Below are 21,365 nucleotides of genomic sequence, written 5' to 3' on the forward strand. Positions count from 1 at the left end.
ACGGGCGCCGGCCTCAGGGTTTTCCGGTCGGCAGGCCGCGTTCCAGGACGTCCAGCGCACGGTCGACCAGTTCCCGGATGTCGTCCCGGTGGCCGGTCTCGGCCCAGTAGTGGGAGACCTCCATCAGCCCGCCCATCACGGACATGGCGAAGACCCGTAGCTCCAGGCCGTCGGGGTCCAGTCCGAAGCGCTCGGCGAGGGCTTCGCGGAGCAGCCGGCCGGTCGCCGCCATGCTCTCCATCATGCGGGCACGGACGGCGGGGACCTCGACCCCGAGCCGGGTCCGCAACCGGATCACCTCGGGTTCCTCGGCGAGGCTCAGGTCGAGGGCCGTGCGCATCACATGCCGCAGGACGTCCGACCACGACTCGGTCTCGGGCCTGGCCCGCAACTCCGCCAGCATCACCGGGTCCCACTCGTCGGTGATGACGATGTCCTCCTTGGTCGGGAAGTACCGGAAGACGGTCGACGGCGACACCTCGGCCCGGTCGGCGATCTGCTCGATCGTCGTGGCGTCGTAGCCCTGCTCCTCGATCAGCGCGTAGGTCGCGGCGCGGATCGCCTGGCGGGTCTTGATCTTCTTGCGCTCGCGGAGTCCCAGTGGGGGCCGGTCGGCGGGGGTGGTGCGTGGGGCCGTCATGAGCGTCATTGTCGGACATCGGCGTCGGGCTCGGCCATGGCCGGGGTGCCGTCACCGTCGTCCGGGGCGGTCCGGCCGCCGGGCAGGAACGCCCCGGCGATCAGCGCTGCGACCAGGGCCGCGACGCCGCACACCAGCAGGACGACGCCCATGCCGTGGACGTAGGCGCTGTTCGCGGAGGCGGCGAGGCCGGGCGCGCCGGTGCGCTCGGCGACCAGGTGCGCGGCGACCACGGACTCCCCGGCGGTGTCGGCGGCCCGGGCGGGCAGGCCGGTGACGTCGAGCCGGTCCCGGTAGGCGCTCGCGAGCAGGCTGCCGAGCAGGGCGATGCCGATCGCGCTGCCCACCTGGCGCAGGGTCATCAGGAGCCCGGAGCCGCTCCCCGCCCGGTCCGCGGGCAGGGCGGCCAGCGCCCCGTCCATGGCCGGGACCACGGCGAAGCCGAAGCCGATGCCGGTGATGGTCAGCCACAGCGCGGTGAAGCCGTAGCCGGAGTCGACCGTCGTACGGCTGCCGAGGAACGCGGCGAAGGCCAGCACCACCAGGCCGCAGCTGACCACCGCGCGCGGGCCGAACCGGGCGACGACCGGCTGGGCACCGCGCGCGGCGACCATCAGGCCGCCCATCATGGGAAGCAGCCGCAGCCCGGTGCCGAGGGCGTCGTGGCCGAGGACGGCCTGGAGGTAGGGCGGCAGCAGGAACAGCAGGCCCGCCAGGACGAAGGTGACCAGGGTCGCCGTGAGCCCGTTCACGAGGAAGCCGCGGTGTCCGAGCAGCTCCATGTCGAGCATGGGCCGCGGCGCCCGGCGCTCGCGCAGCACGAGCCCGGCCAGCAGGACCACCGCACCGGCGAGGAACCCGGCCACCACCGGGTCGCCCCAGCCCCGGGTGGGCGCCTCGATGATGGCGTAGACGAGAGCGCCGAGGCCGGCCGTGATGAGCGCCGTGGCGACGGTGTCGACCTTGGGGGAGGCCGGGTCCCGCGTCTCCGGAAGCAGGAAGAGGCAGGCCGTGATGCCGATGGCGACCATCGGGACGTTGACCAGGAAGACCGAGCCCCACCAGAAGTGGTCGAGCAGCCAGCCGCCCAGGATCGGGCCGAGCGGCATGCCGAGCGCGGAGGCGGCCGACATGACGCCGATGGCCTTGCTGCGCTCCTCCGGCCCGAACAGCGAGGGCAGCACGGACAGGGCGAGCGGCATGACCAGTGCCCCTCCGACACCCATCACGGCACGGGCGGCGACGACCCAGGTCACGTCCGGGGCCAGGGCGCCCGCGACCGAGCCGGCGAGGAAGACCCCGAGACCGGTGACCAGCATCAACCGCCGTCCGAAGCGGTCGCCGAGCAGCCCGGCGGGGAGCATCAGCGCGGCGAAGACGACGACGTAGGCGTCGGCCATCCACTGCTGTTCGCCGGTGGTCGCGCCGAGCTCTTCGGCCATGGTCGGCAGCGCGACGTTGAGGATCGTCATGTCGAAACCGAGCGTGAGCATGCTCGCGACCAAGGCCCCCAGGGCCCACCAGCGACGCGGATCGGGTGTGATGACAGCAGCCATGAAATGAGAGTAGCTCTCAAAAGATAGGTACTGTCAATATCCGGGCCCTGTGGGCACGCAAAAAGGCCACGGCTCGCAAGCCGTGGCCGAGGCTGGGGTGAGGGGGAGCTACCCGTGCTGGTACGCCACCAGCGAGATCCCCACGTAGTGCGCGATGAAGGCCGCCAGGGTGAAGGAGTGGAACACCTCGTGGAAGCCGAACCAGCGCGGTGACGGGTTGGGCCGCTTGATCCCGTAGATCACGCCGCCCGCGCTGTAGAGCACACCGCCGACGATGACCAGGACGAGGACGGCGATGCCGCCGGTCCGCATGAAGTCCGGCAGGTAGAAGACGGCCGCCCAGCCCATCGCGATGTAGCACGGCGTGTAGAGCCAGCGCGGGGCGCCGACCCAGAAGACGCGGAATATGATGCCGGCCGCCGCCGCGGCCCAGATGCCCCACAGCAGCCACTGGCCCTTGGCGCCCGGCAGCAGCAGCATGGTCAGCGGTGTGTAGGTGCCCGCGATGATCAGGAAGATGTTGGCGTGATCCAGGCGGCGCAGGACGCCGTCCATGCGGGGACTCCAGTCGCCCCGGTGGTACAGGGCGCTCACGCCGAACAGCAGGCACGCCGTCAGTGCGAAGATCCCGCAGGCGACGCGCCCTCTGGTCGAGTCGGCGAGGGCGGTCAGTACCAGGCCCGCGACGAGGACGGCCGGAAACATACCGAGGTGCAGCCAGCCGCGCAGCTTGGGCTTCACCGGGTGCGGCAGTGAGAGCGCCGTCGGACCACGGCCGTCGGCCGGCGTGTCCGTAGGCGCGTCGGGGGCGAACGCAGTCATGGCCGAATGGTAGCTACGGAACCGTAAGTGACCTAAGGGTCCGGTCGATTGGCCGATGAAGAGTGGCCATCCTCTCACCGTGGCCGAACGATGGTTACGCAAACGGTCGGTCAGGTGAACCCAACGTGTCTGTAAAGGGGCGCGAGAAACCGTGGCGATCCTCACGTTGCTCACCTGTGCGCTCCTCTGGACAGATGGGCGCAGGCATCGGATGATCAAATGAGTGCGGTCGGCACCGGATGAGCGCCAAGTTTCACCGTGAAGCATCCGGGTCGCAGCCCCCACGGGGCCTCCACATCAAAAAAATCCCTCATTTAGGAGCAATCGTGGCGCGCGACATCGCGGCTCCCACCGTCCCCACCACCCATCAGGGCCTGATCTCGTGGGTGAACGAGATCGCCGAGCTGACCCAGCCGGACAACGTGGTCTGGTGTGACGGATCCGAGGCCGAGTACGAGCGACTGTGCGAGGAGCTCGTCCAGAAGGGCACCTTCCGGAAACTCGACCCGATCAAGCGCCCCCACTCCTACTACGCGGCCTCCGACCCCACCGACGTCGCCCGCGTGGAGGACCGGACGTTCATCTGCTCCGAGGAGGAGGCGGACGCGGGCCCGACCAACCACTGGAAGGCCCCCGCCGAGATGCGGGAGATCTTCCAGGGCTCCGGGGGCCAGGGCGGCCTCTTCCGCGGCTCGATGCGCGGCCGGACCATGTACGTCGTGCCCTTCTGCATGGGCCCGCTCGGCTCGCCGCTGTCCGCGCTCGGAGTCGAGATCACCGACTCGGCGTACGTCGCCGTCTCCATGCGCACGATGACGCGCATGGGCCAGGCGGTGCTCGACGAACTGGGCTCCGACGGCTTCTTCGTGAAGGCCGTGCACACCCTGGGCGCCCCGCTGGAGCCCGGCCAGGAGGACGTCCCCTGGCCCTGCAACACGACCAAGTACATCTCGCACTTCCCCGAGGACCGCGAGATCTGGTCCTACGGCTCCGGCTACGGCGGCAACGCCCTGCTGGGCAAGAAGTGCTACGCCCTGCGCATCGCCTCCGTGATGGCGCGTGACGAGGGCTGGCTGGCCGAGCACATGCTGGTCCTGAAGCTCACCCCGCCGCGCGGCGAGGCCAAGTACGTGGCGGCGGCCTTCCCGAGCGCCTGCGGCAAGACCAACCTCGCCATGCTGGAGCCGACCATCCCCGGCTGGACGGTCGAGACCATCGGCGACGACATCGCCTGGATGCGCTTCGGCGAGGACGGCCGGCTGTACGCCATCAACCCCGAGGCGGGCTTCTTCGGTGTCGCGCCCGGCACCGGCGAGCACACCAACGCCAACGCGATGAAGACGCTGTGGGGCAACGCGGTCTTCACCAACGTCGCGCTGACGGACGACGGCGACGTGTGGTGGGAGGGCATGACCGAGGAGCCGCCCGCCCACCTCACGGACTGGAAGGGCAACGACTGGACGCCCGAGTCCCAGACGCCGGCCGCGCACCCGAACGCCCGTTTCACCGTCCCCGCCGCCCAGTGCCCGATCATCGCGCCGGAGTGGGAGGACCCGAAGGGCGTGCCGATCTCGGCGATCCTCTTCGGCGGCCGCCGCGCCACCGCCGTCCCGCTGGTGACGGAGTCCTTCGACTGGAACCACGGCGTCTTCCTCGGCGCCAACGTGGCCTCCGAGAAGACCGCCGCCGCCGAGGGCAAGGTCGGCGAACTGCGCCGCGACCCGTTCGCGATGCTGCCGTTCTGCGGCTACAACATGGGCGACTACATGGCCCACTGGATCGACGTGGCCAAGGGCAAGGACCAGTCCAAGCTGCCGAAGATCTACTACGTCAACTGGTTCCGCAAGGACGACGACGGCAAGTTCGTCTGGCCCGGCTTCGGTGAGAACTCCCGTGTCCTGAAGTGGATCGTGGAGCGCCTGGAGGGCAAGGCGGAGGGCGTCGAGACGCCGATCGGCATCCTGCCGACCAAGGGCGCCCTCGACACCGACGGCCTGGAACTGGCCGACTCCGACCTGGAGTTCCTGCTCACGGTCGACAAGGAGGTCTGGCGCGAGGAGGCCGCCCTGGTCCCCGAGCACCTCAACACCTTCGGTGACCACACGCCCAAGGAGCTGTGGGACGAGTACCGCGCGCTGGTGCAGCGCCTGGGCTGAGAAGCCCTCCACCGACGCCGCGGCCGGCTCCGATCGTGCCCTGACCAGCAACATCGTCACGGCCGGCCGCGGTGACAGCACCACATGGGGCAGGGGTTCGCACAACGGCGTGCGGGCCCCTGCCTCCGGCGTTCCCGTCGTGCCCCCTTGCTCACAGGATCTTCACGCCTGTTTCATGCTCTCTGCAGGTGCCTCACCCGTCCCGGTGAGGCCCGCAAGACAGCCTGTGGGGGGCACAGTTGAATACTGCACATCGTTCCAGACGGCTCGCGGCCACGCTGTCCGCCGCGATGCTCGCGGGGACCGGACTCACCGTCGCCGCCGCGCCCGCGGCACACGCGGCGGCCTCCGACGCCGTGGCCAAACTGCCGATCTCTTCGTACTCGGCACTGGCCGTCGACAACGTCCACCAGCGTGTCTTCGTGGCGGACAGCAACGTCGGCTACTACCTCAACTCCGGCACCATCGCCGTCTACACCTTCGAGGGCGAGCGCCTCACGACCCTCACCACCAACCAGGCCCACGTCTCCGGCCTCGCGGTCAGCGCCGACGGCAGCACGCTGTACGCGGGCCTGCGCGACCGTATCGAGGCCTACGACACCACCACGTTCCAGCGCACCACCGTCTCCGCCGCAAACACCGACGCGTGCGGCCGGGAGCTCGCCCAGTCCGGCGGCCAGCTCTACTTCACGACACCGAACGCCGCCTCGACCTCCCAGTGCGCCACCGCCGAGACCCAGCTCGACGGGATCGTGCGCGGCGTGCACACGCGCACCGGCTGGAACGACTACGGCGATCTGCTGCTGGAGGCCGGCGCCGGGGACCGCATGCTCATGGGCCAGCCGCTCAACGCCAAGGCGGCCAACCCCTTCCTCGCCGTGTACGACACGGGCAACGGCGCCCTGGTCCGGGGCGCCGCCCGCCGCTTCGCCGACGGCGCCGGCAACGGTGCCCTGAACCTCAAGGACCTGGCGCTGTCCGCCGACGGCAGCAAGGTCGCCGTCGCCGACGCCACCGCCGGCACCCGGCTGCTGAACACCGGCGACCTGTCGGACGCGGTCACCGGCTACCAGGCCCTGCCCGACGGTGCCACCGCCAGCGCGGTCGCCTTCAGCGGCGACGGCGGGTACATCGCGCGCGGAGCCGCCGCCACCGGTGCCGTCCCCGACCTGCTGGTGCAGCCGGCCGACCCGGACGACTCCACCACCCCGCTGGAGTTCGTCTTCGAGGGCAGCCTCGACGGCGACCGGGTCGTACCGCGCGGCATGGAGTGGTCGTCGGACGGCTCCCGGCTGTTCGCGGTCACCACCAACGCGGCCGGCGGGCAGTACTGGCTGCACATCATCAAGCCACCCGCCGTCCAGTACGAGACCCGCTTCACCGGCGGTCTCACCCACAGCCCCGCCCGGGCCGTGGCGGGCGAGCCGCTGGCCGTGCGCGGCAGGCTGGAGCAGGACGGGCCCGCGCCCGCCGAGCCGCTGAAGGTCAGGGCGACCCGCACCGACGCCGACGGCACCCACGACCTCGGCACCGCCACCGTCAAGGCGGACGGCACCTTCACCGTCCTCGACGAGCCCGGCCTGGTCGGCGAGGCCACGTACACGGTGTCGTACCTCGGTGATCTGACCCACCGTCCGGCCACCGACGTCACCCACACCGTGACGGTCGGCAAGGCGCCCACGTCGATCGCGCTCACCGCCCCCGAGGAGGCGAGCATGTCGGGCGGCATCGAGATCACCGGCACGTTCACCGCCCAGGGCAGGGCGCTGCCCGAGCGGGCCGTGCTCGAGGTCGTACGCGAGGACCGGCTCGGCACGGGCACGCTGTCGTCGGTGACCGTCGCCGCCGACGGCACGTTCACGATCAACGACGTGCCGCGCACCCGCCGCGAGGTGACCTACACGGTCAGCTGGCCGGGCGACGACCTGCACGAGAGCTCAACGGCCTCGGCGGAGGTGTACGTGAGGCGCTGAGGCACTCAAACGCCCTGGGCGGGCACGTCCTCAGGGGCGCGGGGAACTGCGCGACCAGCCACGCACGACCCGCACTAACCCACAGCCAAGAAGCACAGCGGCGATAACCGGCTCAAGCCGGCGCAGTGCATGGCACCCGGTCCGCGCGTCGCTGCGGGTGCGCGCGGACCGGGGCCGTCTGGGGGAGCCCCTCCGGGGCTCAGCGGGAGGCGAGTTCGCGCGGCTCCAGGGCCGCGGCGTGCGCGTCCATCCGCTCGGCGGACAGGATGGCTGCCGCCGTGTCGGCGCGGGAGGCGGCGACGACCAGCGCGCGGCCCGCCAGGGCGTGCGCCCTCCGGTGCAGGGCTGCCGCGCCGCGCTCCCGCCGGATGCCGCTCATCGGCGCGCGGACCGGCGTACGCCCTCCCCGCAGCCGGCCCACCTGCTCCGCGAGCCGCTCCGCCGCGGTGTCCAGGTCGGTCGAGGTCTCCGTCGCCCGCAGCTCGTCCGTGACGGCGAGCAGGGCGGCGAGATGACCCGCGAGCTGGATGTCCAGCTCTTCCTCGCGGGAACGGTGGGGAAAGTCGGGGTTGGGGCCGTCCACCGTGCTGTGGACCGACTTGGCGCGGATCGGTTCGTACATGGGAGGGCCTCCTGAGTGCTTACAGGAACCCATCCTAGCTTAGATTTCGTCTAAAGTTGAGTTGTTCGCAAAACCGGACTGGATGCACACGTACGGTGAGCGAGGTGTCGCCGGTCAGGCCTGGCTGTAGCCGTCCAGGAAATGCCCGATCCGGCCCACGGCGTCCCGCAGGTCCCCGACCGTCGGCAGGGTCACCACCCGGAAGTGGTCCGGCTCCGGCCAGTTGAAGCCGGTGCCCTGGACGACCATGATCTTCTCGCGGCGGAGCAGGTCCAGGACCATCCGCCGGTCGTCCTTGATCTTGAAGACCTTGGGGTCGAGGCGCGGGAAGAGATACAGCGCCCCCTTCGGCTTCACGCAGGTCACGCCCGGGATCTGGGTCAGCAGCTCGTAGGCGACGTCCCGCTGCTCGCGCAGCCGGCCGCCCGGCAGTACCAGGTCGTTGATCGTCTGGCGTCCGCTGAGCGCCGCGACGACGCCGTGCTGTCCCGGCATGTTCGCGCACAGCCGCATGTTCGCCAGGATCGTCAGGCCCTCGATGTAGGAGTCGGCGTGCGCGCGGGGTCCGGAGATGGACATCCAGCCGACCCGGTAGCCGGCCACCCGGTACGCCTTCGACATGCCGTTGAAGGTGAGGGTCAGCAGGTCGGGGGCGACGGCGGCGGTCGGGGTGTGCGTGGCGCCGTCGTAGAGGATCTTGTCGTAGATCTCGTCCGAGCAGACCAGCAGGTTGTGGCGGCGGGCGATGTCGGTGAGCCCCTTGATCATCGCCTCGTCGTAGACGGCCCCGGTCGGGTTGTTGGGGTTGATGATCACGAGCGCCTTGGTGCGGTCGGTGACCTTGCGCTCGACGTCGGCCAGGTCCGGCATCCAGTCGGACTGCTCGTCGCACCGGTAGTGCACGGCGGTGCCGCCGGACAGGGAGACGGCGGCGGTCCACAGCGGATAGTCCGGGGCGGGCACGAGCACCTCGTCCCCGTCGTCCAGCAGGCCCTGCATCGCCATCACGATCAGCTCGGAGACGCCGTTGCCGATGAAGACGTGCTCGACGTCCGTCTCGATGCCGAGTGTCTGGTTGTGCATCACGACCGCGCGGCGGGCCGCCAGCAGCCCCTTGGCGTCTCCGTACCCGTGCGCCGAGGACACGTTCCGGAGGATGTCCTCCAGGATCTCGGGCGGGCACTCGAAGCCGAACGCCGCCGGGTTGCCCGTGTTCAGCTTGAGGATGCGGTGACCGGCGGCTTCCAGCCGCATCGCCTCCTCGAGCACCGGGCCCCGGATCTCGTAACAGACGTTGGCGAGCTTGGTCGACTGGATCACCTGCATGTCTGGGAGCTTACGGGGCGGTAATGCGTCACGGGTCGTGTTTTCCGCCACGTGAGACGCGTCGGTTTGGGCGGATATCGCCGCGCGCTGTCCCACCAGCACCATCGATGCCTAGAATGCGCCGCCATGTCCAGGCCATCCGAGTACGCCGACGGAGCGACGAACGGCGGCCCCCAGGGGCCGCCGAACGTGTACCTGCCGCAGGCCGACCCGCCACCGGCCTATGACGCGTACGCGGATCCGGCGGCGGCACACGGATGGCAGGACGTGTACGACCCCACGGACGCCCGGGACCTCCGGGACACCCGGGACCTCCGGGGCGCCCACGACGACCCGCACGGTCCGGGCGGTGCGGGTGACACGCGCGAGCTGCCGGCGGTACCGGCGCACGGCCGTTCCGGTGCGGGCCGCCGCTCCCGCCGCAGACGAGCGCCGTGGCGTGCCCGCCGCGTGGCGGTCGCCGCCGGAGTCGTGGGCGCCGTGTCGGCGGCCGCGCTGATCGCCGGTCTCGGCTTCTCGGACGCGCCCTCCGGCGGGGCGCGCGAGGGCGGTTCGCGCCCGGGCGGGGGTGGCCGGACGGGCCCGACGGCGGGGGAGTCGCCCTCGGCGCCGTCCACCGGCGGCGGTCGGGCATCGACCTCTCAGGCCCCGTTCGTCGGCGGGCCGACGGATCGTGACGAGCCGTCCGGCGCCGCGTCCGGGAGCCCGTCCACCGCGGCGAGCCCCACCCCGTCCGAGTCCGGGCCGGACCCCGCGAGTCCCTCGGCCGGCAGTCCCACGGCCGGTACCCCGACGACCTCCGCTCCCGCCGCCGGCACCTCGGCCCCGGGCAGATCCGGTGAAAAGCCCGGACACGGCCCCGGCGGCACCAAGGGCCCCAAGTAGCCGACCCGCCAGGGCCGTTGAGTAGGGTCAGACCGGACGGACGGGTTCCGGTCGCGGAACAAGTCCTTGCCCCACCCGCCTTGCGACGATCACAATGCGCATGACAACAGTGCGGGCGGCCGGAAGATTTCCGGCCGCCTCCGTCGCAAGAGGGGACCCCCCATGAGAAAACCTCTCGCAGCCGCGTTCTGCGCCCTGGCGATAGCCGGGGCCGGCGCGGCTCCCGCGACCGCTGCCGAGGCCGCCCCCACGGGCGTCGGCAAGGTCGCGGACACGGGCGCGGTCACGTCCGCCGTCTCGGACGTGGTCACGTCCGCAGCGGAGACCGTGTCCGGGATCACCAACCCGGCGCCCAAGGGCGTGAACTTCGCCGGCACGGTCGCGCTCAGCAACTGCTCCGGCTCCGTCGTCCGCATGCCGGACTCCGAGGCCGACGACCCGGCGCTGGTGATGACCAACGGCCACTGCCTGGACAGCGGCTTCCCCGCACCCGGCGAGGTGCTCGTCGACAAGGCCTCCAGCCGCACCTTCGGCCTGCTCAACGCCTCCGGCTCGCGCGTCGCGACCCTGCGCGCCGCCAAGCTCGCGTACGGCACGATGACCGACACGGACGTCGCGTTCTACCAGCTCACCACCAGCTACGCGCAGATCAAGAGCTCGTACGGCATCAGCCCGCTGACGCTGAACGACACGCACCCGGTCGCCGGCACCGCCATCAGCATCCCCTCCGGCTACTGGAAGCGGATCTACAGCTGCGACATCGACGGGTTCGCGCACCGCCTGAAGGAGGGCGACTGGACCTGGAAGGACTCGGTCCGTTACACCTCCGCCTGCAACACCATCGGCGGCACGTCCGGCTCGCCCGTCGTCGACCAGGCCACCGGCAAGGTCGTCGCCATCAACAACACCGGCAACGAGGACGGCGAGCGCTGCACGGTGAACAACCCCTGTGAGGTCGACGCGAGCGGCAACGTGACGGTCCGCAAGGGCATCAACTACGGCCAGGAGACCTATCAGATCCCGGCCTGCTTCGGCATCGACAACAAGCTCGACCTGAGCGCGAGCGGCTGCACCCTGCCCAGGCCGTAAGGCCAGGGCAGGTCCCCGGGTCGGGCGGTCACGCGGGAGTCCTGCGGACCGCCCGGCCCGCCAGGGCGTCGGTGCGGCGCCCGTCCTCGATCACGAACCGCCCGCCGACCAGCACGTACGGGATGCCCGTCGGGAGCACGCGCGGCTCGGCGAAGCTCGACCCCGCCGCGACCGTCGCCGGGTCGAAGAGCACCAGGTCGGCGACGTACCCCTCGCGCACCAGGCCCCGGTCCGGCAGCCGGAGCCGGGCCGCCGGGCGCGAGGTGAGGTGCGCGACGCACTCCTCCAGCGACAGCACCCCCAACTCCCGCACGTAGTGGCCGAGGTAGTGCGGGAACGTGCCGTAGGCGCGCGGGTGCGGCTTGGCGCCCTGGAGGATGCCGTCCGAGCCGCCCGTGTGCACCCGGTGGCGCATGATCGCCCGGACGTTCTCCTCGTGGCCGACGTGCTGGAGGATCGTCGGCGCCAGCCGGTCGGCCAGCAGCAGCCCGCGCGCGGTCACCCAGGGGGCCTCGCCCCGCGCGTCCGCCGACTCCTGGACCGTTAGGCCGACGAAATCGGCCAGGGCCGGATCGCCCACGCCGGAGATCTCGATCGTGTCCCACTCGATGGGCACACCGTGGCAGCCGTCCGAGCCGGTGACCTCCAGGTCGTGGCGGATCCGCCCGGCCGTCTCCTCGTCCGCCAGCCGCCTGAGGACCTGCTCGGGGCCGCCCTCGCTCGCCCAGCTCGGCAGCACGGCCGCGAGCGTCGTACAGCCCGGTGTGTAGGGGTACGTGTCGAGGCTGATGTCCGCCCCGGCCGCCAGCGCCTCGTCCAGCAGGGCCAGCAGCTCGGGCGCGCGGCCCTTGTTCACGCCGAAGTTCATGGTGGCGTGGGCGAGATGCAGGGAGCAGCCCGCCTCCCGGGTCAGCGCGACCATCTCCCGGTACGCCTCCAGGGCGCCCGCGCCGTAGGAGCGGTGGTGCGGGCAGTAGTAGCCGCCGTAGGACGCCACCACCCGGCACAGCTCGGTCAGTTCGGCGTCCTTCGCGTACATGCCGGGCGTGTACGTCAGCCCCGACGACATGCCGACGGCGCCCTGCTCCATGCCCTCGGCGACCAACTGCCGCATCCGGTCCAGCTCCCGCGGGGTGGCCTCCCGGTCCTCCCAGCCGACGGCGAGCGCGCGGACCGTGCCCTGCGGGACGAGGTAGGCCGCGTTCACGGCGATGCCGCCATCGAGGCGGTCCAGGTACTCGCCCACCGTCCGCCAGTCGAAGTGGATGTCGTCGCCGGAGCCGTTCCACCCGGCGATCGCCCGGCGCACCTCGCCGAGCGTGCGGTCGTCGACCGGCGCGTACGACAGCCCGTCCTGGCCGATGACCTCCAGCGTGACGCCCTGCGCGGCCTTGGCGCTGTGGTCGGGGTCCCGCAGCAGGGCCAGGTCGCTGTGGGCGTGCATGTCGACGAAGCCGGGGGCGAGGACGAGGCCCTCGGCGTCCAGCTCCCGGCGCGCCTTCGGCCGCTGGCAGCCGGCCGCGGCGGCCTCCTTGACGATGCCCACGATCCGGCCGCCGTCGACCACGACATCGGCCCGGTAGGAGGGTTCGCCGGAGCCGTCCACGACGTCCGCGTCCCGGATGACGAGCTCTTCCATCGCGCCGGCCTCCTAGAAGAACGTACGGACGTAGTCGACGACCGTGCCGTCCGCCTGAGCGACCGGGATCAGCGGCCACTTGTCGAACGACGTGCACGGATGGGACAGCCCCAGACCGACCCAGTCGCCCACCTCCAGATCCGCCTCCGGCGTGGTGCTCAGCCAGGCGTGCTGGTCGGACAGGGCCGTCACCGACACGCCGGTGGCCGGGCGCTCGGCGCCGTCCCGGCGGATCACCTGGGCGAAGGGCAGGTCGAGGTCGTAGGCCGCGTCCCGCTTGCCCGCGTTGACGAAGGCCTGCTCGGCGGAGGGCCGCGACACGACCTGCGTCCACAGCCGGAACGCCGGCTCCAGGGCGCCCTCCTCGGGCACCCGGTTGAACGGGGTCAGCTTGCGGTAGTGGCCGTCGTCGTGCGAGACGTAGGCGCCCGAGCGCAGCAGCTTCAGGACGGGCCGGGAGAGTTCGGGGATCTCCGCGAAGACGTCGGCCACCGCGTCGAACCAGGCGCTGCCGCCCGCGCTGACGACGATCTCGTCCACACCGGAGAACCGTCCGGCCTCGTCGAAGCCGGCGGCCAGCGCGACCAGCCGCCGCAGCCACGCCGTCACCCGCTCCGGGTCGGCCTTCGGCACCTCGCCCTCGTAGCCCGCGACGCCGACCAGCCGCAGGGACCGCGTGCGGGCCACCGCGTCCGCGACCGCCGCGCACTCCGCCTCCGTACGCACACCGGTACGGGCGCCCTCCCCGGCGGCGAGTTCCACGACGACGTCCAGCGGGCGCCGGGCTTCGCCCAGCGCGGCGTCCATCAGCTCCACCCCGCGCACCGAGTCGACGTAGGCGATGAAGCGGAACTCCGGGTCGGCGTCGAGCTCGGCGGAGACCCAGCGCAGGGCCGCCGGGTCGACCAGCTCGTTCGCCAGGAACACGCGCCGGGTGCCGAACGCGCGCGCCACCCGCACCTGGTGCGGCACCGCCAGCGTGATGCCCCACGCCCCGTGGTCGATCTGACGCTGGAACAGCTGCGGCGCCATGGAGGTCTTGCCGTGCGGCGCGAAGGCCAGGCCGTGCCGGTCCGCGTAGGTCTCCATCAGCCTCAGGTTGTGCTCCAGGCGCTCGGCGGACAGCGCGAGCACGGGCGTGGCGAAGCCACCGGTGAAGAGGTTCCGGCGCTGGGCGGCCAGCTCGCCCACGGTCAGGCCGTCGGCGTCCGGCGGGAGGCCCTTGAAGCGGTGGTCGACACGCTCGGCGGCGAGCCGGGCGAGGGACTCGGCGGCGGTATCGGCTGACATGGAGCCTCCCTGATCAGCGGTGTTGCATAAGCTGCAACATTCATTGCGTATATCGCTCAACGCTGTCTAACATCTCGGCCACCCGGGGTCAACGAAAGCGGCCGCACACGCCGCCCCCGCCGAGCAACCAGGAGCTACGAGCATCGTGACCCCCACCGGACCCCGCAACGCCCCCGACGTCGTGGACGTCGTCGCGCTCGGCGAGTCCATGGTCACGTTCCTGCCGTCCCGGCCGGGACGGCTCGCCGACGTCCCCTCCTTCGACCGGGGCATCGGCGGCGCGGAGTCCAACACGGCGTGCGTGCTGGCCGCCACCGGGCACTCCGCGCGATGGGTCAGCCGGGTGGGGGACGACCCGTTCGGCGACCACCTGGTCGAGGCGATCGGCGGGTACGGGGTGGACGTGGCACACGTCCGGCGCGACCCCGCCCGCCCCACCGGCATCTACTTCCGCACCGCCGGGGACCGGGCCACCGGCGCGCACGAGGTGGCCTACTACCGGTCCGGGTCCGCGGCCTCGGCCATGTCGGCCCGCAACACGGACCTGGACGCGGTCCGCGCCGGCCGGGTGCTGCACCTGTCCGGGATCACGGCCGCGCTGTCCGAGACCTGCCTGGACCTGATGCGTGAGCTGACCGCGCGCCGGCCCGGCCGCCCCCTGGTCTCCTTCGACGTCAACCACCGGCCCGGCCTGTGGCGCGACACCGACGCCCCCCACGTGCTGCGGGACCTCGCGCGGGGCGCGGACCTCGTGTTCGTCGGGCAGGACGAGGCCTGGGGGCTGCACAGCCCCGAAGCCGTCCGCGCCGCCCTCCCCGAACCCGAGGTGCTGGTCGTGAAGCAGGGCGCCGCGGGAGCCACCGTCTTCGAGGAGCGGGACGTCACCTTCGTGCCCGCCCCGCGGGTCGACGTCGTCGCCGCCGTCGGCGCCGGGGACGCCTTCGCCGCCGGGTTCCTCTCCGCCACCCTGCGCGGACTGCCCGTCCGGGACCGGCTGCGGCACGGGCACCTGCTGGCCGCCGCCGCGCTCACCGTCCCCGGGGACCTCGCGCCCCCTCCCACCCGGCAGCACGCCGACCGGCTCGTCGCCCTGGACGACGCGGCATGGGGGAGACTGCGACTCGGCCCGGGCTGGACCGAGGACACACAGCGGGCCCCAGAGGAGGTACGTACGCCATGAGCCAGACCGTCGACCGCGCGCTCAGCATCCTGCCGCTGCTCGCCGAGGGCCCCGCCGACCTGGGGCAGGTCGCCGACCGCCTCGGCGTGCACAAGTCCACGGCCCTGCGCCTGCTGCGCACCCTCCACGAACACGGCCTCGTCTACCGCCAGTCCGACCAGCGCTACCGGCTGGGCGCCCGCCTCTTCGCCCTCGCCCAGGAGGCGATGGAGAACCTCGACGTCCGCGAGATCGCCCATCCCCACCTGGTCCGTCTCAACGAGAGCTGCGGGCACACCGTGCACCTCGCCGTGTACGAGGAGAACGAGGTCCTCTACATCGACAAGGTCGACAGCCGCTACCCGGTGCGGATGTACTCCCGCATCGGCAAGCCCGTCGCCATCACCGTCGCCGCGGTCGCCAAGCTGCTGCTGGCCGACCTGCCCGAGCACGAGCGGCGGGCGGTGGCGGAGAAGCTCGACTACCCCGCGTACACGGCCCGTTCGACACCCAACGCCACGGCGTTCCTGCGCGAGCTGGAGAAGGTGCGCGAACAGGGCTGGGCCACCGACCTCGGCGGCCACGAGGAGTCCATCAACTGTGTCGCCGCACCGATCCGCGGCGCCGACGGCCGGGTCGTCGCCGCGATGTCGGTCTCCGCGCCGAACGTCGTCGTCACCGCCGACGAACTCCTCACCCTCCTGCCGCTGGTGCGCCGTACGGCGGACGCCATCAGCGGCGAGTACTCCGGCAGAACACCAGTGAAGGGCACCGAATGACGGACAAGACCGCACTCACCCCCAAGACCCACACCACCCCGCCGGCGAAGTTCTCGCACGGTGTGAAGAAGGGCAACATCCTCCAGGTCGCCGGCCAGGTCGGTTTCCTGCCCGCCGAGGAGGGCAAGCCGCCCACGCCCGCCGGGCCGACCCTGCGCGAGCAGACCCTCCAGACCCTGGCCAACGTCAAGGCCATCCTCGAAGAGGGCGGCGCCGGCTGGGACGACGCGATGATGATCCGCGTCTACCTCACCGACGTGGCGCACTTCGCCGAGTTCAACGAGATCTACAACGCGTACTTCGACGAGCAGGGCCTGACCCGGCCGCCCGCCGCGCGCACGACGGTCTACGTCGGCCTGCCCGCGGGTCTCCTCGTCGAGATCGACGCACTGGCCGTCCTCGGCTGACCCGACCCCACCTCGCTGTCGAGGCGCGGCGCCACCGATGCGCCGCGCCGCGCTCCCCCCTACCCAGAAACCGCATGCCTTTACCCAGAGGACCCCCAAATGTCCCATCCGCTCGCCGCGTCCGCCCCTGCCGAGACCCCACCCCACACCGGAGGCCTGCTCCTCCTGGTCGACGGTACGGCCGGACTCCTGCTCACCGCCGCGCTCGGCATCGCGCTGCTGCTGTTCCTCATCATCAGGATGAGACTCCAGCCGTTCGTCGCCCTGCTCGCGGTCTCCATAGCCGTCGGCCTCGCGGCCGGCCTGTCGGTCACCGAACTCTTCGGCACGGTCCAGAAGTCGGACGCCGTCTCCACCATCGAGTCCGGCATGGGCGGCATCCTCGGCCATGTCGCGATCATCATCGGCCTGGGCACCATGCTCGGCGCGATCCTCGAAGTCAGCGGCGGCGCCGAGGTGCTGGCCGGCCGGCTCCTCGGCCTGTTCGGCGAGCAGCGCGCCCCGCTCGCCATGGGCCTCACGGGCCTGATCTTCGGCATCCCGGTCTTCTTCGACGTCGGCATCTTCGTCCTGGCCCCGATCGTCTACGCCGCCGCCAAGCGCTCGGGCAAGTCGATCCTGCTCTACTGCCTGCCGCTGCTCGCGGGCCTGTCGGTCACCCACGCGTTCCTGCCGCCGCACCCGGGCCCCGTCGCCGCCGCCGGTCTCCTCCACGTGGACCTCGGCTGGGTCATCCTGATGGGCATCGTCTGCGGTCTGCCGGCCGTCGCCGCGGCCTGGGCGTACTCGGCGTGGATCGGCCGCCGCATCTTCGTCGCCGTGCCGCAGGACATGGTCGAGGCGGCGGAAGAGGCCAAGCAGGCCGTCGTCGACGAGCAGCGGGCCGCCGGGGTCGCGCCGAGCGAGCAGCCGGTGTCCCTCGGGACGGTCCTCGGCATCATCGGCACGCCGCTGGTCCTCATCCTCGCCGCGACCTTCTCCTCGATCGCCCTGGACCCCTCCACGCTCCGCTCGGTGATCGAGTTCTTCGGCAACCCCTTCGTGGCCCTCACCATCGCCCTGTTCCTCGCGTACTACCTGCTGGGCATCCGCCGCGGCTGGTCCCGCAAGTCCCTGGAGACGGTGTCGACCGCGTCCCTCAAGCCCGTCGGCAACATCCTGCTCGTCGTCGGTGCGGGCGGCATCTTCGGCGCCGTCCTCAAGGCCAGCGGCGTCGCCCAGGCCCTCTCGGACACGTTCAACGACGTGGGCCTGCCGGTGCTCGTCCTCTCCTACCTGATCTCCGTGGTCCTGCGCGTCGCCCAGGGCTCGGCGACGGTGGCGATCGTGACGACGGCGGGCATCGTGGCGCCCCTGCTCTCCGAGGGAGACCACTCCCAGGCCTTCGTCGCCCTGGTCATCATGGCCATCTCGGCCGGCTCCATCTTCGCCTCGCACGTCAACGACGGCGGCTTCTGGATGGTCGCCAAGTACTTCGGCATCAGCGAGCGGGACACGCTCAAGTCATGGACGGTGCTGGAGAGTGTGCTGTCGGTGGCGGGGTTCGCGGTGGCGGCGGTACTGAGCCTGTTCGTGTAGGCGTCCGATAACGAAGTGGGGGCCGACTATGTGCGGCACAGGTTTGTCGACCATACTGCTCCGCTGTGGAGCAGCGCATAGGTTCGAGCAGCCAGCCCCTGGAAGGCGCCGGATTCGACCCGGCCTTCATCCCCGGGCTCACGTCACCCGCGTCCGGAAGGACGGAGGACGACGGGCCGGAGAAGGAGCCTGAGGTCGCCGGGTCCGAGGAGTCCGCCCCCGAGCCGGAGGAGACGGCGGAGGCGTCCGTCGCCGAGCCGGAGGAGGACACCGAAGTCGACGGCCCCGTCTTCGAGGCGTCCGACCGCCGTGCGAAGATCGTCGCCGACCACAGAGGCGTACGACTGTCCCTGGACGACCAGGAATGCGAGTTCCGCTGGGACGAGATCGGGGCGGTGGAGACGGAGACCGCCCGCTTCGGCAAGCGGTACACCGTCACCGTCCACACCCCTGACCGGCGCTGGTACCCGATCGAGATCGAGGCGCCGGCCAGGAGCCGCTTCACGGAGTGGGACGAGCAGTTGGACGCGGTACTGGACGCCTACTTCGAGGAAGACGCCGAGTAGCCGGCCGAGCGACTACCGGCAGTACTGGGCTTCCTTCCCGATGGACCTGTACATGCAGTCCGCGTTCTCCAGCAGTTGCAGCACCGCGTCGCGGTTACGGGAGGTCTCCCGCTCGATCACCTCGTCGGGCGGGTAGAACCCACCACCGCCGGACCTCGGATACATCTCGAACGTGTACCCGAAGATCTTGTGCGTGCCCCAGAGGTAGTCGTCGATCGACCCGTCCGTGATGTACAGGTCGCTGGACTGCTCCGCCGTGTACCCGTTGCTCGCGGCCATCTTCTGCCCGACCGCCTTGAACGCCGCGTTGTCGTCCGCGGTCATGCCGGTCGTCGTGTCGGAGTACGTGTAGCCGAACGGCCACAGCACCAGTTCGCTGTACGTGTGGAAGTCGATGCCGGCCTTGATCTGCTGCACCCCGCCGACGACCCGGCTGCGCACGAAGTCGGCGACGACCTTCACCTCGGGCGCCGACTCCGCCGCCGGGCCCCGGTACGTCTCGGAGGACGTCGAGCCCGAGGAGCCGCCGCAGCAGCCCCAGCGGTAGTTCCAGTTGCGGTTCAGGTCCGTACCGACGTACGAACTGCCGCTGTTGGGCTGGCGGTTCTTGCGCCACGAGCGGTACGACCCGGTCGCGATGTCGTACTCGCCGCCGTCCGGGTTGATGTCCGGGACGATCCAGATCTCACGGTTGTTCACCATGCTGGTGACGCGCGAGTCGGAGCCGTAGTCGGAGGTCAGCTCGCGCAGCAGGTAGAGCGCCATCTCGACGGTGAGGTGCTCGCGGGCGTGCTGGTGGTGCGTGAACAGCACCTCCGGCTCGGACTCGTCGCTGCCCACGTTGTCGCTGATCTTGACGGCGACGATGTCCCGGCCCTGGTACGACTTGCCGATCACGCGGCGGCTCACGATGGACGGGTTGGCCGCGACGATCGAGTCGATCGCGCTCGTCATCTCCGCGTAGTTGTGGTAGCGCGAGTCGGCGGAGGGGAAGTCGTAGAGCCGGACGTCGTCCTCGCCGGCGGACCGGTCGGGCACCGCGCCGAGCGGGGTGACCTCGTAGCCCAGCGCGCGCAGTTTCTTGATCTGGTCGGCACGTCCGGAGACGACGACACCGTGGCCGTGGGCCTCGTCCACGGTCACGCCGGTGCGTTGAAGTGCCGTGCGGTCCTCGGCCGTCGAGTGCATGTGGACCTCGTACTGCCGGACGTCGCCGGCCGACGGGGCCGCCTTGCCGGCGCTGTCGGCGCTGGCGTCCGGGGTCGTCGCGGACAGGGGTGCCGCGAGGGCGAGTGCGAGGAGGGCGGCGAGGGCGGCGGTGCGTCTGCCGGCGCGGGCACCGGAGCCTCGTATGCGGAGTCGCATGAAATCTCCTTGTGGGAGGTGGGGTTGTTCCGTGCGACGTACGTGTGCGGGTGGCGCACATCGTTCTGCCGTTGGCATGAGCAGGTCAAGGCTGAAAGCGGCCGCGCAGTGTACGCGGGCGGCACGGCGGCTGAGCCGTCCTGGTCGAAGTACACCCACGGGTGTGACCCGAGCGTGCATATATGTACGCAACGGGGGACAGTGAGGCCCTAGGGGAGCCGGAATGTCCGGATCCTCGAACCACACCCCCAGAGGACTGGCTGATCATGGGCGGATCAGCGCCACGACGGGACCACCAGCTGCCGGTCGAGACGACCAGCTTCATCGACCGGCGTGGCGAACTGACCCAGGGACGCGAACTGTTGGCCCGCGCACGGCTGGTGACGCTGACCGGGCCGGGCGGCGTCGGCAAGACCCGGCTCGCCGCGCGCATCGCGGCCCGGGTACAGCGGGCCTTCCCGGACGGCGTGCGCTTCGTGCACCTCTCCGGACTGCACGACCCGGCGCTCGTGCCGCTCGCCGCCGCCGACGCGCTGGGGCTGCACGACCACTCGGCGCAGCCGCCGCTGGACGTCCTCGTCGAGCAGGTGCGGGACCGGCGGCTGCTGCTCGTCGTCGACAACTGCGAGCATCTGGCGGGGGCGTGCGCGCAGCTCGCCGCGGCCCTGCTGCGCGGCACCGAGGGCGTCCGCGTCCTCGCCACCAGCCGGCACCGGCTCGGGCTCATCGAGGAGCACCTGCTGGAGGTGCGGCCCCTGCCGGTGCCCGACCCGGACGGCGACCTCTCCGCCGCCGCGGGCTATCCGGCCCTCACGCTGTTCGCCGACCGGGCCGCCGCGGTCGTCCCCGGCTTCCGCCTCACCCCGGACAACCGCGCCTCCGTGGCCCGCCTGTGCCACCGCCTGGACGGTCTCCCCCTCGCCATCGAACTCGCCGCCGTCCGCATGCGCGTCCTCGACGTCGACCAGCTCGTGGACCGCCTCGACGACCGCTACCGCTTCCTCACCACCGGCAGCCCCGCCGCCCTGCCCCGCCACCAGACCCTGCGCGCGGCGGTCGCCTGGAGCCACGACCTGTGCACCGGTCCCGAGCAACAGGTGTGGGCCCGGCTGTCGGTCCTGGCGGGCGGCTTCGACCTGGAGACGGCGGAGGCGGTGTGCGCGGACGGCACCGGGGAGCCGGACGCCGGGTGGGGGACGTCCCCGGCGCCGGCGGAGACGCTCCTGCCGGGCGGCGGACACCTCGCCGGCGGGGCGTTCGCGGGCGGTGTCCCGGGCGGGGCACGCGGGGGACGTGTCGATGTGCCGTCGGGCGGCGCCCCGTTGGTGAACGGTTCCGGTGAACACGCCCGGCCTGTGCAGGCGCTCGCGGCGACCGTGACGCCGGGGAACGTGGTGCCGCCCGCGCCCCGTCCGCCCGGCGGGATCGTGCCGCTGCCCGTGATGCGCCCCGAGCCCCTGCTCGCCCCCCGTCCGGGCCTGCCACCGCCCCCGCCTCTGTCTCTTATACACAT

The 21,365-nt window shown here is 71.6% G+C and carries 18 protein-coding genes; 10 read left to right on the forward strand and 8 right to left on the reverse strand.

The genetic code is table 11. The annotated features are described in order from the left end of the window. Positions 1-13 precede the first annotated feature (13 nt). The 3 genes from GTY47_RS31550 to GTY47_RS31560 all read right to left on the reverse strand — a co-directional run bounded on the left by GTY47_RS31550 (position 14) and on the right by GTY47_RS31560 (position 3,018). Positions 14-649: a TetR family transcriptional regulator gene (locus GTY47_RS31550; RefSeq protein WP_029181574.1), complete on the reverse strand. Its 636-nt coding sequence runs from the start codon at positions 647-649 to the stop codon at positions 14-16. Further along, on the reverse strand, positions 646-2,196 hold the full coding sequence (locus tag GTY47_RS31555) for a DHA2 family efflux MFS transporter permease subunit (protein ID WP_029181575.1): 1,551 nt from the start codon (positions 2,194-2,196) through the stop codon (positions 646-648). Before GTY47_RS31555 ends, GTY47_RS31550 begins: the two co-directional genes overlap by 4 nt. Before the next feature lie 108 nt (positions 2,197-2,304). Continuing rightward, on the reverse strand, positions 2,305-3,018 hold the full coding sequence (locus tag GTY47_RS31560; protein WP_010045713.1) for a hemolysin III family protein: 714 nt from the start codon (positions 3,016-3,018) through the stop codon (positions 2,305-2,307). Positions 3,019-3,344: 326 nt separating this feature from the next. Between GTY47_RS31560 and GTY47_RS31565 the strand changes: the two genes are divergently transcribed. Both GTY47_RS31565 and GTY47_RS31570 read left to right on the forward strand, forming a co-directional pair. Further along, positions 3,345-5,174 (forward strand): phosphoenolpyruvate carboxykinase (GTP), encoded by a 1,830-nt coding sequence (locus tag GTY47_RS31565; protein ID WP_010045716.1) that lies wholly within the window; start codon positions 3,345-3,347, stop codon positions 5,172-5,174. Positions 5,175-5,413: 239 nt separating this feature from the next. Further along, the gene (locus GTY47_RS31570) at positions 5,414-7,147 is read left to right on the forward strand and encodes an Ig-like domain repeat protein (protein ID WP_173937253.1); all 1,734 of its coding nucleotides are present in this window, start codon (positions 5,414-5,416) and stop codon (positions 7,145-7,147) included. A gap of 199 nt (positions 7,148-7,346) precedes the next feature. Here the strand turns inward: GTY47_RS31570 and GTY47_RS31575 are convergent, their stop codons facing one another. Together GTY47_RS31575 and GTY47_RS31580 are read right to left on the reverse strand one after the other, a co-directional pair. Further along, positions 7,347-7,769: a hypothetical protein gene (locus GTY47_RS31575; protein ID WP_010045718.1), complete on the reverse strand. Its 423-nt coding sequence runs from the start codon at positions 7,767-7,769 to the stop codon at positions 7,347-7,349. Between the two features lie 114 nt (positions 7,770-7,883). After that, complete coding sequence (locus GTY47_RS31580; protein WP_010045719.1) at positions 7,884-9,095, reverse strand: pyridoxal phosphate-dependent aminotransferase; 1,212 nt, start codon at positions 9,093-9,095, stop codon at positions 7,884-7,886. 126 nt (positions 9,096-9,221) lie between these two features. On the opposite strand from GTY47_RS31580, the gene GTY47_RS31585 reads away from it, so the two are divergent. Continuing rightward, positions 9,222-9,980, forward strand: coding sequence for a hypothetical protein (locus GTY47_RS31585; RefSeq protein WP_010045720.1), 759 nt, complete (start codon positions 9,222-9,224; stop codon positions 9,978-9,980). Between the two features lie 162 nt (positions 9,981-10,142). Beyond that, a complete protein-coding gene (locus GTY47_RS31590; protein ID WP_010045721.1) occupies positions 10,143-11,069 on the forward strand; it encodes a serine protease in 927 nt (308 codons plus the stop codon). Positions 11,070-11,097: 28 nt separating this feature from the next. Here GTY47_RS31590 and GTY47_RS31595 read toward each other — a convergent pair whose 3' ends face one another. Together GTY47_RS31595 and GTY47_RS31600 are read right to left on the reverse strand one after the other, a co-directional pair. Next, positions 11,098-12,708: a D-aminoacylase gene (locus GTY47_RS31595; RefSeq protein WP_010045725.1), complete on the reverse strand. Its 1,611-nt coding sequence runs from the start codon at positions 12,706-12,708 to the stop codon at positions 11,098-11,100. Positions 12,709-12,720: 12 nt separating this feature from the next. Next, entirely contained in the window at positions 12,721-13,998 is a 1,278-nt protein-coding gene (locus GTY47_RS31600) for an amino acid deaminase (protein WP_010045726.1), read from the reverse strand. Between the two features lie 145 nt (positions 13,999-14,143). On the opposite strand from GTY47_RS31600, the gene GTY47_RS31605 reads away from it, so the two are divergent. From GTY47_RS31605 to GTY47_RS31625, 5 genes are all read left to right on the forward strand, one after another. Beyond that, a complete protein-coding gene (locus GTY47_RS31605) occupies positions 14,144-15,178 on the forward strand; it encodes a sugar kinase (RefSeq protein WP_010045728.1) in 1,035 nt (344 codons plus the stop codon). Then, positions 15,175-15,936 (forward strand): IclR family transcriptional regulator, encoded by a 762-nt coding sequence (locus tag GTY47_RS31610; protein ID WP_010045730.1) that lies wholly within the window; start codon positions 15,175-15,177, stop codon positions 15,934-15,936. The genes GTY47_RS31605 and GTY47_RS31610 overlap by 4 nt, the downstream gene beginning before the upstream one ends. Continuing rightward, complete coding sequence (locus tag GTY47_RS31615) at positions 15,933-16,343, forward strand: RidA family protein (RefSeq protein WP_010045731.1); 411 nt, start codon at positions 15,933-15,935, stop codon at positions 16,341-16,343. The genes GTY47_RS31610 and GTY47_RS31615 overlap by 4 nt, the downstream gene beginning before the upstream one ends. A gap of 99 nt (positions 16,344-16,442) precedes the next feature. Then, entirely contained in the window at positions 16,443-17,921 is a 1,479-nt protein-coding gene (locus GTY47_RS31620; protein WP_010045732.1) for a gluconate:H+ symporter, read from the forward strand. A 65-nt stretch (positions 17,922-17,986) separates the two neighbouring features. After that, the gene (locus GTY47_RS31625; protein WP_010045733.1) at positions 17,987-18,487 is read left to right on the forward strand and encodes a hypothetical protein; all 501 of its coding nucleotides are present in this window, start codon (positions 17,987-17,989) and stop codon (positions 18,485-18,487) included. A gap of 12 nt (positions 18,488-18,499) precedes the next feature. Here GTY47_RS31625 and GTY47_RS31630 read toward each other — a convergent pair whose 3' ends face one another. Next, a complete protein-coding gene (locus GTY47_RS31630) occupies positions 18,500-19,852 on the reverse strand; it encodes a M14 family metallopeptidase (RefSeq protein WP_010045736.1) in 1,353 nt (450 codons plus the stop codon). Between the two features lie 266 nt (positions 19,853-20,118). Between GTY47_RS31630 and GTY47_RS31635 the strand changes: the two genes are divergently transcribed. Continuing rightward, positions 20,119-21,365, forward strand: a 1,247-nt coding sequence (locus GTY47_RS31635; protein WP_010045738.1) for an AAA family ATPase, incomplete at its 3' end; no start/stop codon positions are given.

This window comes from Streptomyces sp. SID5464, assembly GCF_009862985.1.
GTDB lineage: Bacteria > Actinomycetota > Actinomycetes > Streptomycetales > Streptomycetaceae > Streptomyces > Streptomyces chartreusis_D.